Annotated in this window: 14 protein-coding genes; 10 read left to right on the forward strand and 4 right to left on the reverse strand. The window is 73.0% G+C overall.

The annotated features are described in order from the left end of the window. The first annotated feature begins 72 nt into the window (after window positions 1-72). Window positions 73-1698 carry a molybdopterin-dependent oxidoreductase gene (locus tag ACN267_RS29065; RefSeq protein WP_421490080.1) on the forward strand — a complete coding sequence of 542 codons (1626 nt, stop codon included), beginning with the start codon at window positions 73-75 and terminating at the stop codon, window positions 1696-1698. A gap of 181 nt (window positions 1699-1879) precedes the next feature. After that, a complete protein-coding gene (locus ACN267_RS29070) occupies window positions 1880-3328 on the forward strand; it encodes a non-reducing end alpha-L-arabinofuranosidase family hydrolase (RefSeq protein ID WP_204957756.1) in 1449 nt (482 codons plus the stop codon). Window positions 3329-3568: 240 nt separating this feature from the next. Here ACN267_RS29070 and ACN267_RS29075 read toward each other — a convergent pair whose 3' ends face one another. Beyond that, window positions 3569-3952 carry a WhiB family transcriptional regulator gene (locus tag ACN267_RS29075; protein ID WP_088645816.1) on the reverse strand — a complete coding sequence of 128 codons (384 nt, stop codon included), beginning with the start codon at window positions 3950-3952 and terminating at the stop codon, window positions 3569-3571. Window positions 3953-4209: 257 nt separating this feature from the next. On the opposite strand from ACN267_RS29075, the gene ACN267_RS29080 reads away from it, so the two are divergent. Then, window positions 4210-5025 (forward strand): helix-turn-helix domain-containing protein, encoded by an 816-nt coding sequence (locus ACN267_RS29080; protein WP_204957757.1) that lies wholly within the window; start codon window positions 4210-4212, stop codon window positions 5023-5025. A gap of 57 nt (window positions 5026-5082) precedes the next feature. Here ACN267_RS29080 and ACN267_RS29085 read toward each other — a convergent pair whose 3' ends face one another. Beyond that, on the reverse strand, window positions 5083-5493 hold the full coding sequence (locus tag ACN267_RS29085) for a DUF5319 domain-containing protein (RefSeq protein WP_204957758.1): 411 nt from the start codon (window positions 5491-5493) through the stop codon (window positions 5083-5085). Window positions 5494-5689: 196 nt separating this feature from the next. Here ACN267_RS29085 and guaB point away from each other — a divergent pair, with 196 nt between their 5' ends. From guaB to ACN267_RS29100, 3 genes are all read left to right on the forward strand, one after another. Next, window positions 5690-7270: an IMP dehydrogenase gene (gene guaB, locus ACN267_RS29090; protein ID WP_204957759.1), complete on the forward strand. Its 1581-nt coding sequence runs from the start codon at window positions 5690-5692 to the stop codon at window positions 7268-7270. A gap of 30 nt (window positions 7271-7300) precedes the next feature. Next, complete coding sequence (locus ACN267_RS29095) at window positions 7301-8419, forward strand: GuaB3 family IMP dehydrogenase-related protein (protein ID WP_088645785.1); 1119 nt, start codon at window positions 7301-7303, stop codon at window positions 8417-8419. 135 nt (window positions 8420-8554) lie between these two features. Then, complete coding sequence (locus ACN267_RS29100) at window positions 8555-10006, forward strand: M1 family metallopeptidase (protein WP_421490519.1); 1452 nt, start codon at window positions 8555-8557, stop codon at window positions 10004-10006. Window positions 10007-10022: 16 nt separating this feature from the next. Here ACN267_RS29100 and ACN267_RS29105 read toward each other — a convergent pair whose 3' ends face one another. Beyond that, entirely contained in the window at window positions 10023-11147 is a 1125-nt protein-coding gene (locus ACN267_RS29105; RefSeq protein WP_204957760.1) for an LCP family protein, read from the reverse strand. 130 nt (window positions 11148-11277) lie between these two features. Between ACN267_RS29105 and ACN267_RS29110 the strand changes: the two genes are divergently transcribed. Next, window positions 11278-12987, forward strand: coding sequence for an FAD-dependent oxidoreductase (locus ACN267_RS29110; RefSeq protein WP_421490081.1), 1710 nt, complete (start codon window positions 11278-11280; stop codon window positions 12985-12987). A gap of 68 nt (window positions 12988-13055) precedes the next feature. Continuing rightward, window positions 13056-14612 carry a glutamine-hydrolyzing GMP synthase gene (gene guaA, locus ACN267_RS29115; RefSeq protein WP_204957762.1) on the forward strand — a complete coding sequence of 519 codons (1557 nt, stop codon included), beginning with the start codon at window positions 13056-13058 and terminating at the stop codon, window positions 14610-14612. A gap of 7 nt (window positions 14613-14619) precedes the next feature. Here the strand turns inward: guaA and ACN267_RS29120 are convergent, their stop codons facing one another. Further along, window positions 14620-14934 carry a PspC domain-containing protein gene (locus ACN267_RS29120; protein ID WP_281902850.1) on the reverse strand — a complete coding sequence of 105 codons (315 nt, stop codon included), beginning with the start codon at window positions 14932-14934 and terminating at the stop codon, window positions 14620-14622. Between the two features lie 144 nt (window positions 14935-15078). On the opposite strand from ACN267_RS29120, the gene ACN267_RS29125 reads away from it, so the two are divergent. Together ACN267_RS29125 and ACN267_RS29130 are read left to right on the forward strand one after the other, a co-directional pair. Continuing rightward, a complete protein-coding gene (locus ACN267_RS29125) occupies window positions 15079-16029 on the forward strand; it encodes an NUDIX hydrolase (RefSeq protein WP_088645791.1) in 951 nt (316 codons plus the stop codon). 70 nt (window positions 16030-16099) lie between these two features. Then, window positions 16100-17176 (forward strand): NUDIX domain-containing protein, encoded by a 1077-nt coding sequence (locus ACN267_RS29130; RefSeq protein ID WP_421490082.1) that lies wholly within the window; start codon window positions 16100-16102, stop codon window positions 17174-17176. The last annotated feature ends 78 nt before the right edge of the window (window positions 17177-17254 follow it).

Consider the following 17254-nt stretch of genomic DNA (forward strand, 5'->3'; position numbering starts at 1 on the left):
GTACGGTGACGGCTGCTTACGGAACGGTGACGTGGTTGGCGGCCGGCCCGGTCGATCGACGACACTGGCCCGATGAGCACCACCCCCCGTGGCTTCGCCGCGCTGGCCGGGGTCACCGCCGCCGTGGTGGCCATCGGTGTCGCCGAGCCGGTCGCCGTCCTCACCGGTCCCCGCTCCGCCCCGCTGATCGCGGTCGGCGGGGTGGTCGTCGACACGGTCCCCGAGCCGCTCAAGCAGTTCGCCATCGACGTCTTCGGCAGGTACGACAAGATCGCCCTGCTGGTCGGTACGGCGGTGCTGCTGGCGGCGTTCGCCGCCGGGATCGGGGTGCTGGCCGCGCGCCGGCTGGCGGTGGGGCTGGTGGGCATCGCGGCGTTCACCGGCCTCGGTGTCGCCGCCGCGCTCACCCGGGCCGGCGCGGATGCCGCCGACGCGCTCCCCGCACTGGTCGGCGGGGGGTTGGGCGGACTGGTGCTCTGGGCGTTCGTGGCCGGCCCCTGGCAGCTCGACCCGTGGCCCTGGCAGCCGCCCACCCCGCTGTCCGCCACCCCGCCGGCCTCTCCGGGGCCGACCCCCACCGGTCCGGGCAGCGGTCCGCCGTCCGGGTGGGAGCCGTTGGAGTCGACCGACCCGGAGTCCCGGCGGCGGTTCCTGCGTGGTGCGGGCCTGCTCGCGGGCGCGGCGACCGTGGTGGGGCTGGGCGGGCACTGGCTCGCCGGGCGGCGGGGGGTCTCGGCGGCCCGGGAGGCGGTCGCGTTGCCCACCCCGTCGGCGGTGGCGCCGACGGTGCCGGCCGGTGCGGACCTGTCCCTGGCCCAGCTCGCCCCCTACACCACGCCGAACGGCGGCTTCTACCGGATCGACACGGCGCTGGTGGTGCCGCAGGTCGACCCGGAGACCTGGCGGTTGCGCATCCACGGTCGGGTGCGCAACCCGATCGAGCTGACCTTCGCCGAGCTGCTCGCCCGGCCGATGGTGGAGCGGTACGTGACCCTGGCCTGCGTCTCCAACGAGGTGGGTGGGGACCTGATCGGCAACGCCCGGTGGCTGGGCGTACCGATCAAGGAGCTGCTCGACGAGGCGGAGCCGGAGGAGGGGGCCGACCAGGTGGTCGGCCGGTCGGTCGACGGCTGGACCTGCGGCACCCCGACGGCGGCGCTGCGCGACGGGCGGGACGCCCTGCTGGCGGTGGGGATGAACGGTGAGCCGCTGCCCGTCGAGCACGGGTTCCCGGTGCGAATGGTGGTGCCGGGCCTCTACGGGTACGTGTCGGCCTGCAAGTGGGTGACCGAGCTGGAGTTGACCAGCTTCGCCGACTTCGACGCGTACTGGGTGCCGCGTGGCTGGTCGGCGCAGGGGCCGGTGAAGACGCAGTCGCGGATCGACACCCCGCGCGCGCGTAACCGGCTCACCGCGGGCGAGGTGACGGTGGCCGGGGTGGCCTGGGCGCAGCACCGGGGGATCAGCCGGGTCGAGGTACGCGTCGACGGCGGCGCGTGGCAGGAGGCGACCCTCGCCCCGACGGTGTCGGTGGACACCTGGGTGCAGTGGTCGTGGCGGTGGCCGGCGACCCCGGGTGAGCACACCCTCCAGGTGCGGGCGACCGACCGGGACGGCGAGACGCAGACCCCGTTGACCGCGCCGGTCGCCCCGGACGGAGCGACCGGCTGGCACAGCGTCACAGTCACCGTGCGCTGATTCCCCATCAGCGTTAAGTCATCAAGAGTGATCAATGTACGGATAGCCAAAAATTCCTCGGTGATGTCGAGGGTTGAGGCTATGGGAGCGCTCCCGTAACATACCTGACGCGACTGTTAACGTTAACCTAACAACGGCCACCACCAATGTGCAGGTCGCCATCCCGTCAGGAGGGTGTTTTATGTCCAGATCCAGATCGGCCAATGTCGGCCTGGTCTCGGCCGGTGTCGCGTTGCTGGCGTCGGCCACGGTAGTCACCGCGCTGCCCGCAGGCGCGGCGGCGGCGGGATGCTCGGTGAACTACACCGTCTCCTCGGAGTGGGGCGGTGGCTTCGGGGCCAACGTCGCCATCACCAACCTGGGCGACGCGCTGAGCAGTTGGACGCTTACCTGGTCCTTTGCCTCCGGGCAGTCGGTGACCCAGGCGTGGAACGCGACAGTGACGCAGAGCGGCTCGGCGGTGACCGCCAAGAACGTGAGTTACAACGGCGCGATCCCCACCAACGGCTCGGTGTCGTTCGGTTTCAACGGCGCGTGGACGTCGAGCAACCCGGTCCCGACGAGCTTCGCGCTCAACGGGGTGGCCTGCAACGGCGGCACGACGCCGACCAACCCGCCCACCACGCCGCCGACGACCGCGCCGCCGACCACCCCGCCCCCCACCACCCCGCCGCCGACCACGCCCCCGCCGACCACCCCGCCGCCGACGGGCAACTGCGCCCTGCCGACGTCCTACCGCTGGTCGTCGACCGGCCCGCTGGCGCAGCCGAAGGCCGGCTGGGCGTCACTCAAGGACTTCACCATCGCCCCCTACCAGGGCAAGCAGTTGGTGTACGCCACCACCCACAGCAGCAGCGCCACCGGTGGTTGGGGTTCGATGAACTTCGGCCTGGTCGACAACCTCAACCAGCTCAGCACGGCCCCCCAGAACACCATGAGCCAGAGCACCGTCGCGCCGTCGCTGTTCTACTTCGCGCCGAAGAACATCTGGATCCTCGCCCACCAGTGGGGTCCGACGTCGTTCTCGTACCGCACGTCGACCAACCCGGCCAACGCCAATGGCTGGTCGGCCGCGCAGACCCTGTCGACCGCGAAGATCACTGACTCCGGCACCGGCGTGATCGACCAGACGATCATCGGCGACGACCAGAACATGTACCTGTTCTTCGCCGGCGACAACGGCAAGATCTACCGCCAGATCATGCCGATCGGGAACTTCCCGGGCAGCTTCGGCTCCAACTACACCACCATCATGAGCGACACCTCGGAGAACATCTTCGAGGCGCCGCAGGTCTACAAGGTCGCGGGCCGCAACCAGTACCTGATGATCATCGAGGCCCGGACCAGCGGCTGGGAGCGCTACTTCCGCTCGTTCACGGCGACCAGCCTGGGCGGCACCTGGACGCCGAACGCGACGACCTACAACAACCCGTTCGCGGGCAAGGCCAACAGCGGTGCCACCTGGACCAACGACATCAGCCACGGCGAGCTGCTGCGCACCAGCGCGGACCAGACGAACACGATCGACCCGTGCAACCTGCAGCTGCTGTACCAGGGCCGCGCCACGAACTCGGGCGGTGACTACGGCCTCCTGCCGTACCGGCCGGGTCTGCTGACCCTGCAGCGCTGACGGCGTGACGCAGGTGCGGCCCCGCTGTTCCTGACTCCCGCGACCGGCGGCGAACGCCGCACCGGGTGAGCCGCACGACGGCTCGGAGCAGGATCGGGTGCAATGAAGGGGCGGGTCCGGCTGTGCCGGGCCCGCCCCGCTTGTCGTACCTGTCGGCCCGGCGTCGGACCATGGGCCGGGACACGACGAGGCCGCGCTCCGGAGATCGGAGTGCGGCCTCGTCGAGGTGTGCCGGGTCGGTCAGGCGATCTTGCGCTGGGCCGGTACGGCGGTCTTGTGCGAAGCGCCGAGCCGGGCCTCCATGCGGGCGATGTCCACCCGGGTCTGCCGGCGGTCGGCCAGGTCCTCCCAGCCGAGGGCGAGCAGCCGCAGCCGCTCGGACTCGCTGAGGCCACCCCAGACGCCGTACGGTTCCCGCACGGACAGGGCGTGCGCCGCGCACTCGGCCCGCACGGGGCAGGCCTGGCAGACGGACTTGGCACCGGACTCCCGGCGTAGCCGGGACGAACCGCGCTCGCCGTCCGGGTGGAAGAACTGCGCGCTGTCCCGGCCCCGACAGGCGCCGAGACGCTGCCAGTCCCACAGGTCGACGATGGGTCCGGGCAGTCTACGTACGTTCGACATCAGCACCCCTCCTCCCGCGCGGCACCGCGGAGATCCTCGTTGAACCGGCGTCCGGGCTGTGGTCCGCGCTGGCGTACCCCGTTTCCGGCGTGGAGCCTCGGTACCCGAACCCTCGCCGACTCACACGTGTTGAGATCGAAAACCCGAAGCCTTCTGTGTCATATGACCTAAATGTCGGAAAAGTTCAGAGGATTGCCCGGAACCTCCTCCCCGGTGGACCCCGTCATGGTCTGCTCATGTCCGGAGAGGAGACCACCGTGCGTACCGTTCTCGTATGCGTTCGGACACCGATCGCCGCGCAGCAGTTGACCAACGCGGCGGCGCGACTTGGCCTGGCCTCGGTCGTCCGGACAGCCGTCTCCGATCCCGAGGCGATGCTGCGGCTCGCCGAGCGCCCGGTCGACGTGGTGCTCGCCGACACGGCGCTCACCCGCCCGGACAGCGCCGGCTTCGTCCGCCGGGTGCTCGCCCGCGCCCCGCAGGCCGCGGTGCTGCTGCTCGGCACCGAGGAGTCGGAGGCGGCGGCGGCCACCATCAACGCCGGTGCGCGGGGCCTGATCCAGGGCGCCGACCACGACCTGACCAGCGCGGTGGCGAAGGCGCTGCTGCTGCTCGCCGCGCCCGGCCGGCCCGCCCGGCACCGGGTCGCCGACCCCGCCCGGGACACCGCCGCGGTCGGCGCGCCCCCGCGCCCCGGTCGCCCGCCCGCCCCGGGCTGGTCGCCGACGCCGGCCGACGGTACGCCCGGAGCGCCGTCGGTGGTGCCCGTGCAGCGCGGCGACGACGAGGTCGAGGACCCGGAGGGCACCCCGGCCGAGCCGGCCCCGGCCGCCGGGTTGCCCCGCCCGACCCCCGGCACGCGTGCCGGCCGGACCTCGGTCGGGCTGACCGAGCGTGAACTCCAGGTGCTGCTCGGGATGGCCGAGGGCAAGAGCAACGCGGAGATCGGCCGGGAGTTGTTCGTCTCGGAGGACACCGTCAAGACGCACGCCCGGCGGCTGTTCCGCAAACTCGGCGCGCGGGACCGGGCGCACGCGGTGGCCGCCGGCTTCCGCGCCGGCCTGGTCGCCTGACCGCTCCCGTCCCGGACCCGGTCGGTCAGACGGCGGCGAGCCGGGTCGTGCCGGGCGTCAGTCGTCCGGGTCGGTGTCGTCGTCCGCGGACTCGGTGAGCGTGTCGTGCACCCCGTCGGCGTAGCCCCGGGCGTAGTCCCAGGTGACGTAGTGGTCCGGGTCGGGATCGTAGGCCGGCTCGTGCACCCGGGGCCGGCCCGAGCTGAGCAGGTGCCGCAGGTTGCCCCGGAGCAGGTCCCAGTCGAAGTAGTGCGGCTCGCGGCAGTCCTCGCACTCGATGACCAGCCCGCGCACCCCGATCGGGGACAGCAGGGCCTGGTAGATCTCCAGGTCGGCGAGGTCTTCCAGCACGTCCTGCCGCTCGACCTCGGTCAGCGGGTCGAGCGGGGCGTCGTCGCCCGGATCGTCCAGCCCCGCAGCCGGATCGGCCGGGTCGCCGTTGAACGGGTCGATGGGCTCGTCGTGCACCCCCTCACCGTAGACCCAACCCTCGCCGCACGCGCCCCCCGGCGGTCGCTGTGGCATCGCCGACCTCGGCCGGTCACCGGCGAGGGCCGCCCTGCTCAGTGGGTACGATGAGACGACTCGCCGTCACCCCGGCGTGCGCCGGTTGCCGTGCGCGCCGCCTCGCTGAATCCCGTTCGAGCAGCTCAGGGGAGCAATCGTGGAGAATTCGCCCAGCACCGATCTTCCGGCCGGCACCGATCTTCCGGCCGGTGTCGACAGCGGCGAGTGGGGCGGCCATCTGCCGGAGTTGCCGGCCGGGTCGGCGCGGGTGGTGCCGCTCGGTCTGACCTTCGACGACGTGCTGCTCCAGCCCGGCGAGTCGGACGTGGTGCCCAGCCGGGTGAACACCCGTACCCGGCTCACCCGCAACGTGGAGCTGTCCATTCCGCTGCTGTCCAGCGCGATGGACACCGTCACCGAGGCCCGGATGGCGATCGCGATGGCCCGCCAGGGCGGCATCGGCGTGCTGCACCGCAACCTGTCGCTGGAGGACCAGGCGCTCCAGGTCGACCTGGTCAAGCGCTCCGAGTCCGGCATGATCACCAATCCGGTGACGGCCAGCCCCGAGGACACCCTGCGTGAGGTCGACGAGCTGTGCGGCCGTTACCGCATCTCCGGCGTCCCGGTGGTCGACGGCGAGGGCCAGCTGGTAGGCATCGTCACCAACCGGGACATGCGGTTCGTCTCCGACCCGGCCACCCCGGTCCACGCGATCATGACCCGGACGCCGCTGGTCACCGCCCCGGTGGGGGTGAGCAAGGACGACGCGCTCTCCCTGCTGCGTCAGCACAAGGTCGAGAAGCTGCCGATCGTGGACGACTCCGGGCGGCTGCGCGGGCTGATCACCGTCAAGGACTTCACCAAGAGCGAGCAGTACCCGGACGCCACCAAGGACGACGCCGGCCGGCTGCGGGTCGCCGCCGCCATCGGGGTCGGCGAGGACGCCTACAAGCGGGCCCGCACCCTGGTCGACGCCGGTGTCGACGTGCTGATCGTGGACACCGCGCACGGCCACCAGCGGGCCGTGCTGGACATGGTCCGCCGGCTCAAGGCCGACGTCGCGATCGACATCGTGGGCGGCAACGTGGCCACCTACGCCGGGGCGAAGGCCCTGGTCGACGCCGGCGCCGACGGTGTCAAGGTGGGCGTCGGCCCGGGTGCGATCTGCACCACCCGGATCGTCGCCGGGGTCGGGGTGCCGCAGGTGACCGCGATCATGGAGGCGGCCCGCGCGGCCCGTCCGGCCGGCGTCCCGGTGATCGGCGACGGCGGCATCCAGTACTCCGGCGACATCGCCAAGGCCCTGGTGGCCGGCGCCGACACGGTGATGCTCGGCAGCCTGCTGGCCGGCTGCGAGGAGAGCCCCGGTGAGCTGATCTTCGTCAACGGCAAGCAGTTCAAGGCGTACCGGGGGATGGGGTCGCTGGGCGCGATGCAGTCCCGGGGGCAGGCCAAGTCGTACAGCAAGGACCGCTACTTCCAGCAGGACGTGCTCAGCGACGACAAGCTGGTGCCGGAGGGCGTGGAGGGCCAGGTGCCCTACCGGGGGCCGCTGTCCCGGGTGGCCCACCAGCTCGTCGGCGGGCTGCGGCTGGCGATGGGGTACGCCGGGGCGGAGAACATCACCGACCTGCACCACCGGGGCCAGCTCATCCGGATCACCGCGGCCGGGCTCAAGGAGAGCCACCCGCACGACATCCAGATGACCGTCGAGGCCCCCAACTACCACACCCGCTGACCCACCACCCCAAACCACCTGGAGTCCCTCATGCGTGACGTGGTCGAGATCGGGCTGGGCAAGACCGCGCAGCGCGGCTACCACCTGGACGACATCGCCATCGTGCCCAGCCGGCGGACCAGGGACGTCGACGACGTCTCCACCGGCTGGCAGCTCGACGCCTACCAGTTCGACATCCCCTGCGTCGGCCATCCGTCGGACGCCACCATGAGCCCCGCCTCGGCGGTCCGGCTCGGGCAGCTCGGCGGCCTGGGCGTGCTCAACGTCGAGGGCCTGTGGACCCGCTACGAGAACCCGACCAAGGTGCTGGAGGAGCTGGCCGGGCTGGGCGAGGACGCCCGCGCGACCAAGCGGCTCCAGGAGGTCTACGCCGAGCCGATCCGCCCCGACCTGATCGCCGAGCGGGTCCGCGAGCTGCGGGCCGGCGGCAGCACGGTGGCGGTGCGGGTGTCCCCGCAGCACACCCTCGCGCTGGCCCCGGTGATCCTGGACGCGGGCGTCGACATCCTGGTCATCCAGGGCACCATCGTCTCGGCCGAGCACGTCTCGACCACCGATGAGCCGTTGAACCTCAAGGAGTTCATCGCCGACCTCGACCTACCGGTGGTCGTCGGCGGCTGCACCGACTACAAGACGGCGCTGCACCTGATGCGTACCGGCGCCGCCGGGGTGATCGTCGGCATCGGCGGTGACGACTGGTCGACGAGCGAGTCGGTGCTCGGTATCCGGGTGCCGATGGCCACCGCGATCGCGGACGCCGCCGCGGCCCGCCGTGACTACCTCGACGAGACCGGTGGACGCTACGTGCACCTCATCGCCGACGGCGACATCCAGACCTCGGGCGACATCGCCAAGGCGCTCGGCTGCGGCGCGGACGCGGTGATGCTCGGCGAGCCGCTGTCGCTGTGCGAGGAGGCCCCGGCCGGCGGTGCCTGGTGGCACTCGGCGGCCAGCCACCCGTCGCTGCCGCGCGGCGCGTTCGAGGTGGCCGGCGAGCCGCTCGGTTCGATGGAACGGCTGCTGTTCGGCCCGGCCGACGAGCCGGACGGCCAGCTCAACCTGTTCGGTGGGCTGCGTCGCGCGATGGCCAAGTGCGGCTACCGCGACCTCAAGGAGTTCCAGCGGGTCGGGCTGGTCCTCGACCGCTGACCCGGGTCCGTCCCGGCCGGCCGGTCCCGTGGTGGGCCGGCCGGCCGTACCGTCGTCAGGCGTTGCGGCCACGCGGGGTCGGCCGGCTCGGTAGGCTGCGCGGACGGCGGCGGTGAACGGGGGACGAAGGTGGCCATCAGCCGGAACCGGCGCGGGCTCGCGCTGCTCGTCACCGGGGCGCTCGCCCTGGCCGGCTGCACCGCCGACCCGGCACCCCGGCGGGAATCCCGGTCGACCCCGACGCCCGGGGCGACCCCGAGCGTGACCCCCGGCCCGGCGGGCGTGGGCGACCCGTACTTCCCGACCGCCGGCAACAGCGGGTACGACGTCGAGCGGTACACCCTCAAGGTCCGCTACGACCCGGCCAGCGACGAGTTGCGCGGCGACGCCACCGTCCGGGCCACCGCGGGGGCCGACCTGCCGCTGTTCCACCTCGACCTGGCCGGGCTGACGGTGCGTCGGGTGACCGTGGACGGCGTCCCGGCCCGGCACACCCGCGAGGGGACCGAGCTGGTGGTCACCCCGGCCGCGCCGGTCCGCGCCGGGGCGGCCTTCACCGTCCAGGTCGGGTACGACGGCCGGCCGGAGCCGCTGCGCAACGAGACGATCGGCGAGGGCGGCTGGCTGCACACCGCCGACGGCGCGGTCGCGCTCGGCCAACCCGAGTCGGCGAGCACCTGGTTCCCGGTCAACGACCACCCCTCGGACAAGGCCGCCTACGACTTCGAGATCACCGTGCCCAAGGGGCTGGTCGCGGTCGCCAACGGGGTGCCCGGGGGGCAACGTCCGGCGGCCGGTGGTTTCACCACGTGGCGCTGGTCGGAGGCCGCCCCGATGGCCAGCTACCTGAGTACGGTGGTGATCGGGAAATACCGCACCAGCACCGGCGAGCACCAGGGCCGGCCGGTGTTCAGCGCGGTCGCCAGCAGCCTGCCCCGGGGGGCCGCCGACGACTCGATCGCCCGCACCGTGGCGGTCGCCGACTACCTGGAGAGCGTCTTCGGGCCGTACCCGTTCGCGGCGTACGGCGGGGTGGTGGTCGACGAGCCCCGGATCAGGTACGCGTTGGAGACGCAGAGCCGGCCGGTCTACTCGGCCAACTTCTTCCGGGGCGGTGAGAACACCGGGGTGGTCGCGCACGAGCTGGCCCACCAGTGGTTCGGCGACAGCGTGTCGGTGGCCCGCTGGGCGGACATCTGGCTCAACGAGGGGCTGGCCACGTACGCCGAGTGGCTGTGGGCCGAGCACGAGGGCCGGGACACCGCGCAGGCCACCTTCGACCAGGAGTACACCACCGCCGACGACGCGGTGTGGCGGGTGCCGCCGGCCGCGCCCGGGGCGGCCAACCTGTTCAGCGAGTCGGTCTACCAGCGGGGCGCGATGGCGGTGCACGCGCTGCGGGTGACGGTCGGCGACGACGCGTTCTTCCGCCTGCTGAAGACGTGGGCGGCGGAGAAGCGCAACGGCAACGCCACCACCGCCGAGTTCGTGGCTACCGCCGAGCGGGTCTGCGGGCAGCAGCTCGACGGCCTCTTCGCCGCCTGGTTGTACGGCACCGAGCGGCCCGCCCCGCCCACCCGCCGCTGACCGCCGACGCCTGCGGTCAGTTCTTCACCCGCAGCTCGGGGTGGGCGTCGAGGTACTTCTCGGCGTCGCCGGCCTTGAGCGCGGGCAGGAAGCCCTTGCCGACGCCGGTCAGCTGCTCGCCGCGGTAGCTGCTGCCCTTGCCCACCCCGTCGCCGGGCAGCCCGACCAGGGTGATCCGGTCGGCGCTCAGCCCACCCAGGGCGTACGCCAGGTCGACGATGCGGGGGCCGCCGGCGTAGACCAGGGTGTCGCCGAGCGCCGACACCACCTGCTCCACCCGGTCGGGCTGGCGGGCCAGGTTCTCGTTGAGGATCTTGGCGGCCAACGCCCGGAGGAGCTGCTGCTGGTGGCGCTGCCGGGCGTAGTCGCCGCCGGTGATGTAGCGCTGCCTGGCGTAGTCCAGCGCCTGCCAGCCGTTGAGGTGCCGCTCGCCCTTTTCGTAGACCATCTGCGGGCCGGTGTACCCGCCGCCGCCCGGGGCCGGTTCGCGGTATCTGCCGTCCGGCCGGCGGTGCAGCGAGGGAACCCGCTGGTCGACGTAGAGGTCGACCCCGCCGAGGCTGTCGACCAGCCGGTCGAAGCCGTTGAAGGTGACCACCGCGCCGGCGTCGAAGCGCAGCCCGGTGTACCCGCTGACCGTGCTGCGCAGCAGCTCGTACCCCTGGGCGGCGCTGGGGTTCTTGGGTTTGCCCGGCACCCGGCTGCCGTAGCTCATCGCGTGGGTGAGCTTCGTCCGGCCGCCCCGGTAACCCGACTTCGGGAACGCCGGGATGTCGACCACCAGGTCGCGGGGGAGCGAGAAGAGATATGCCCGGTCCAGTCCGGCCGGCACGTGCAGGATCAGCACCGCGTCGCCGTGCGGTTCCCAGCCGGGCACGCTGACCCGGGTGTCCACCCCGACCAGGAGCAGGTTGAGCGGGCCGGTGATCGAGGCCCCGGGGGGCGGGGTCGGGCTGGGGGTGGGGCTCGGCGTCGGCGTCGGGCCGGCGGTCGTGGCGGCCGGCCCGGCCGTACGCCGTGGCCCGTCGTCGCGGACCACCCGGGTCACCACCAGGGCGGCCACCCCCACCAGGACGACCACGGCCAGGGCGGCCAGCCCCCACACCCAGCGTGGTCGTCCCGTTCCGGTTTCCTGAGTCATCGCTCGCCACCCCCGTCTGCACAACGCTTCGACCGGGCCTCCGGGTTGCGGGCGTCGATCGGCGACGGTGAGCATGATCGCGCGAAATCCCGTACTGGCGCGATGGCTACCCGCGGGTAATGATGCGTTGATGCGGTACGACGTGCTCGTCATCGGCTCCGGCTTCGGCGGTAGCGTCAGCGCGCTGCGGCTGGCCGAGAAGGGCTACACCGTCGGGGTGCTGGAGGCGGGCCGGCGGTTCGCCGACGACGAGTTCCCGCAGACCTCCTGGCGGCTGCGCCGGTTCCTCTGGGCCCCCCGGCTGGGCTGTTACGGGCTGCAACGGATCACCCTGCTCCGCCCGGCCGACCGGAGGACCGGCGGCGGGGTGCTGGTGCTCTCCGGCGCCGGCGTCGGCGGCGGCTCCCTGGTCTACGCGAACACCCTCTACCGGCCACCGGACGCCTTCTACACCGATCCGCAGTGGCGCGACGTCACCGACTGGCGGGCCGAACTCGCCAGCCACTACGACCAGGCCGGCCGGATGCTCGGGGTCACCACGTACCCCCGGCACACCGGCGCGGACCGGGCGATGCGGGCGGTGGCCGAGCGGATGGGGGTCGGGCACACCTTCGTGCCGACCCCGGTGGGGGTGCACCTCGGCCGGCCCGGGCAGCGGGTGGCGGACCCGTACTTCGGCGGGGCCGGCCCGGAGCGCACCGGCTGCACGCACTGCGGGTCGTGCCTGACCGGCTGCCGGCACGGTGCCAAGAACACCCTGGTCAAGAACTACCTGTGGCTGGCCGAACGGCTCGGCGTGCGGGTCCACCCGCTGACCACGGTCACCGCCGTGCGGCCGGCCGACGGCGGCGGCTACCTGGTGCACACCGTACGGACCGGGGCCTGGCTGCGGCGGCGACGCCAGGTGTTCCACGCCGACCAGGTGGTTTTCGCGGCCGGGGCGCTCGGCACCCAGCGGCTGCTGCACGCGATGAAGCAGACCGGCGCGCTGCCCCACCTGTCGGACCGCCTCGGCGCGCTGACCCGCACCAACTCGGAGGCGATCCTCGGCGCGTCGGTCGACCGGCGGCAGGCCCGGCGGCGGGGGCTGGACTTCACCGACGGGGTGGCGATCACCAGCTCGTTCCATCCCGACCCGCAGACCCACGTCGAGCCGGTCCGCTACGGCCGGGGCGCGAACGCGATGGGGCTGCTCCAGTCGCTGCTGGTCGACGGCGGCCCGCACCGGGTCCGGCGCTGGCTGGCCGGCCTGGCCCGGCACCCGGGGCAGGCCGCCCGGATGCTGTCGGTGCGGCACTGGTCCGAGCGGACGGTCATCGCGTTGGTGATGCAGTCGGTCGACAACTCGCTGACCACCCGGTGGCGGCGGGGGTGGCTGGGCCGGCGGCGGCTGGTCTCCGGGCCGGGGCACGGCACACCGAACCCGACCTGGATTCCGGCCGGCAACCGGGCCGCCCGACTGCTCGCCGAGGAGGTCGGCGGCACCCCGGGCGGGGCGTTGACCGAACCGTTCGACATCCCGCTGACCGCGCACCTGCTCGGCGGGGCGGTGATCGGCGGGACCCCGGCCGACGGGGTGATCGACCCCTGGCACCGGGTGTACGGCCATCCGGGGCTGCACGTGGTCGACGGGGCGGCGGTCTCGGCCAACCTCGGGGTGAACCCGTCGCTGACGATCACCGCGCAGGCGGAGCGGGCGATGTCGTACTGGCCGAACAAGGGCGAAGCGGACCCCCGGCCGCCGCTCGGGTCGGCGTACACCCGGGTGGCGGCGGTGGTGCCCCGGCACCCGGCGGTCCCGGCGGACGCCCCCGGCGCGCTGCGCACCGACCGGTGCTGACCGGGCCCGGCGCGCCCGGGGGCGGCCCGTGCCCGGGGCGGGTGTGACTGTCGGTAGGCTTTGCCCACATGAGCACGCCTCGCCCCGTCCTCGTGGTGGACTTCGGAGCCCAGTACGCCCAGCTCATCGCGCGCCGAGTGCGCGAGGCGAAGGTCTATTCGGAGATCGTCCCGCACTCCATGCCGGTCGCCGAGATGCTGGCGAAGGACCCGGCCGCGATCATCCTGTCCGGCGGCCCGTCCAGCGTCTACGCCCCGGACGCCCCACAGATCGACGCCGGCCTGTTCGACGCGGGCGTGCCGGTCTTCGGCATCTGCTACGGCTTCCAGGCGATGGCCCAGGCGCTCGGCGGCACGGTCGCCCGGACCGGCAACCGGGAGTACGGCGGCACCCCGCTGCGTCCCCGGCTGCTCGACCCGGGGGTGCTGCTGCGGGATCTGCCGGCGGACCTGCCGGTCTGGATGAGTCACGGCGACGCGGTGACCGAGGCCCCCGCCGGGTTCACGGTGACCGCCGAGTCGGCGGGTGCCCCGGTCGCCGCCTTCGAGGACCTGGCCGGCCGCCGGGCCGGTGTGCAGTTCCACCCCGAGGTGGGGCACACCGCGCAGGGGCAGGAGATGCTCCGCCGCTTCCTCTACGACATCGCCGGCATCGAGCCCACCTGGACGCCGCAGAACATCATCGACGAGCAGGTGGCCCGGATCCGGGCCCAGGTCGGCGACAAGGAGGTCATCTGCGGCCTGTCCGGCGGGGTCGACTCGGCGGTCGCCGCCGCGCTGGTTCACGAGGCGGTCGGTGACCAGCTCACCTGCGTCTTCGTCGACCACGGCCTGCTGCGCGCCGGCGAGGCCGAGCAGGTGGAGAAGGACTACGTCGCGGCCACCGGCATCAAGCTGAAGGTGGTCGACGCGGCCGACCGGTTCCTCGGCGCGCTGGCCGGGGTGACCGACCCCGAGCAGAAGCGCAAGATCATCGGTCGGGAGTTCATCCGGGTCTTCGAGGCCGCCGCCCGCGAGGTCGCCGCGCACGGTGACGTCGAGTTCCTGGTGCAGGGCACCCTCTACCCGGACGTGGTCGAGTCCGGCGGCGGCACCGGCACCGCCAACATCAAGAGCCACCACAACGTCGGCGGCCTCCCGGACGACCTGAAGTTCGCCCTGGTCGAGCCGCTGCGCACGCTGTTCAAGGACGAGGTCCGCGCGCTCGGGCTCCAGCTGGGCCTGCCCGAGGCGATGGTCTGGCGGCACCCGTTCCCCGGGCCGGGGCTGGCCATCCGGATCATCGGCGCGGTCGACCGGGAGCGGCTGGCGCTGCTGCGCCAGGCCGACCTGATCGCCCGGGAGGAGCTGACGGCCGCCGGCCTGGACCGGGGCGTCTGGCAGTTCCCGGTGGTGCTCCTGGCCGACGTGCGCAGCGTCGGGGTGCAGGGTGACGGGCGCAGCTACGGGCATCCCGTGGTGCTGCGCCCGGTCTCCAGCGAGGACGCGATGACCGCCGACTGGTCCCGGCTGCCCTACGAGGTGGTGGCCCGGATCTCCACCCGGATCACCAACGAGGTCGCCGAGGTCAACCGGGTGGTCCTGGACGTGACCAGCAAGCCGCCGGGCACCATCGAGTGGGAGTGAGCCGGGCTCAGCCGGCCGTCGGCGGGGTCGTCGGCGGCTGCGGCTGCGGCCAGGTGGTGGGAGCGGTCGCCGCCGGGTCCGTCGGGTGCGGCCAGGCCGGCGCGCCGGCCGGCTCTTCGGGCATCAGGAACCACATGATCGGGTACGCCAGCGCGGCGAGACCGCCGGTGACCAGGGTCGCCACCGCGAACAGCACCCGGACCAGGGTGGGGTCGACGGCGAAGTAGCGACCGAGGCCGCTGGCAACGCCGGCCACCATCCGGTCGGTGGTCGGCCTGCGGAGTTGCTTGTACGGGGCGTGGGGGGTGCTCGTCGAGGTCATGTCTCCACGGTCCGCGCCGGACGCCCCGTCGACCTCGGTGACCGCCCGGAGGCATACCCTGATCGATCCCTGAGTAGCCAGCCCTGAGTCAGGAATCCGACTCTTTTCCGCGTCGGTAACGCTACCCGGGGAGAATTTGGCCCCGTGACCACCTTGCTGGAGCCGCTCCGCAGGATCGCGGCATATGCAGTCTGTGCTGATTCAGTCGGCCGAGTGTTGCTGGTCCGCGCATCGGAGCGCTCCGGCACCCCCGGCGTATGGTCCCTGCCCGGTGGGGCGGTCGACCACGGCGAGGACCCGAACCACACGGTCGTCCGGGAGACCGCCGCCGAGACGGGCCTCTCCGTCGCCGTCGCCGGCCTGGCCGACGTCCTGGCCGACATGCGCGCCCTGCCCGAGCGGGGCATCACCATCCACACCGACCGCCTGATCTACCAGGTGTCGGTACGCGGCGGCACCCTCACCGACCGGGTGGACCGCTCCACCGACCTGGCCCGTTGGTACACCCTCGACGAGGCGCGGGAGCTGCCGCTACGGGCCTTCACCGCCCGCGCGCTGGGGCTGCCGGCGTCCTCGGCCGACGTGGTTCCCGACGAGGCCCCCGAGTTCCCCTCCTTCTACGCCGTGCCCGGCCCGGACGGGCTGCACCGGGCACAGCGTTTCGCCGCGTACGCGGTGGCCACCGACCCGGAGGGCCGGGTGCTGCTGACCCGGGTCTCCGACGGCTACCCGGGCGCGGGCTGCTGGCACCTGCCCGGCGGGGGCACCGACTACGGCGAGCAGCCGGGCGCGGCGCTGATCCGGGAACTGGTCGAGGAGACCGGGCAGACCGGCCGGCTGGTCGAGCTGCTCGGGGTGGCCAGCCACCGCGACGCCGCCTCGCTCGGCCCGGAGGGCTATCCGATCGACTGGCACGGCGTGCGGGCCTTCTACCGGGTGATGGTCGACCAGCCCGCCCCGCCGACCGTCACCGACGTGGGCGGCTCCACCTGCGAGGCCCGCTGGTTCGCCCGGGACGAGTTGGGTGCCCTGCCCACCGACCGGCTCACCGAGGTCACCGCCGAGGCCGTCCAGGCCGCCCGGCTCACCGCCTGACCTGCCCCGCCCGCCGGCGGCGTCGGCCCGGCACGACGGCGCCCGCCCCGCCCGGACTACCGCTAGCCTCATGATCGACGGCGGAGCGCGGGCGGGGGAGGGTGACGTGCAGGGGCGACGACGGATCGCGGCGTACGGCTGGTGTGCGGACGAATCCGGCCGGGTGCTGCTGGTACGCGGTGCCGGCGACGGCAGCGGTGCGGCGGCGTCCGATCCGGCGGCGGTGCTCTGGCGGCTGCCCGGGGGTGCCGTGCGGCACGCGGAGCATCCGGCCGACACCGTGGTCCGCGCGTACGCCGGGCAGGTCGGGTTGATCGTGGTGGTGGCCGGGATACGTGCCGCCGTCGCCGACCTGACCGCTGCGGACCCGGCGGACGCCGCAGGGCCGGTGCACACCGACCGGTTGGTGTTCGACGTCACGATCCCGGGTGACCTGCCGGTGGCCGGGGCGACGCCACCGCCGGGGGTCGGCGGGGGCGACGGCCCTGGTGAGCTGGTCTGGTGCACCCCGCAGGAGGCGGCGACGCTGCCGCTGGCGTCGTTCACCGCCGATCTGCTCGGCCTGCCCGGCCCGCAGCCTCCGGTCGGCCCGGAACCCGGTGCGCCGGTCGCGCCGGCGGTGGTGGAGTCGACTGACCGGCGGCAGCGGTTCGCCGCGTACGGGCTGGTCAACGATCCTGACGGGCGGGTGCTGCTCACGCTGATCGCGCCCGGCTATCCGGGTGCCGGACTCTGGCATCTGCCGGGCGGCGGGACCGATCACGGTGAGCAACCGGTCGACGGTCTGTTACGGGAACTGGTGGAGGAATCGGGTCAGCGGGGCCGGGTCGACAGGCTGATCCTGGCCGACAATCTACACAATCCGGGTGCGGTGGGCCCTGAGGGTCGGCCGTTGGACTGGCACGGCGTGCGGGTGATCTACCGGGTGCTGGTCGACGAGCCGACCGGGCCGGTGGTGACCGAACAGGCCGGAGGATCGACAGCCGACGCTGCCTGGTTCACGTATGCCCAGCTCAGCGGCCTGAAGATGACCGACGTCGCGATGTTGGCCACCAGGTGGCCGGTCGGCTGGCGGACGCTCGACGAGCCGACCGGGTGGTGCTCCGGTAAAGTCGGCCCTGCGGTTGGCGAAGAAAATGGGCGATGAAGCCCGAAAAACGGACCCGAAAGTCCGAGATGGGAACAAGGCAGCGGTTTGCGCGGTTAACGAGGTTATAAGTACCGC

The sequence above is a fragment of the Micromonospora sp. WMMD734 genome (genome assembly GCF_049178975.1).
Lineage (GTDB): Bacteria > Actinomycetota > Actinomycetes > Mycobacteriales > Micromonosporaceae > Micromonospora > Micromonospora wenchangensis.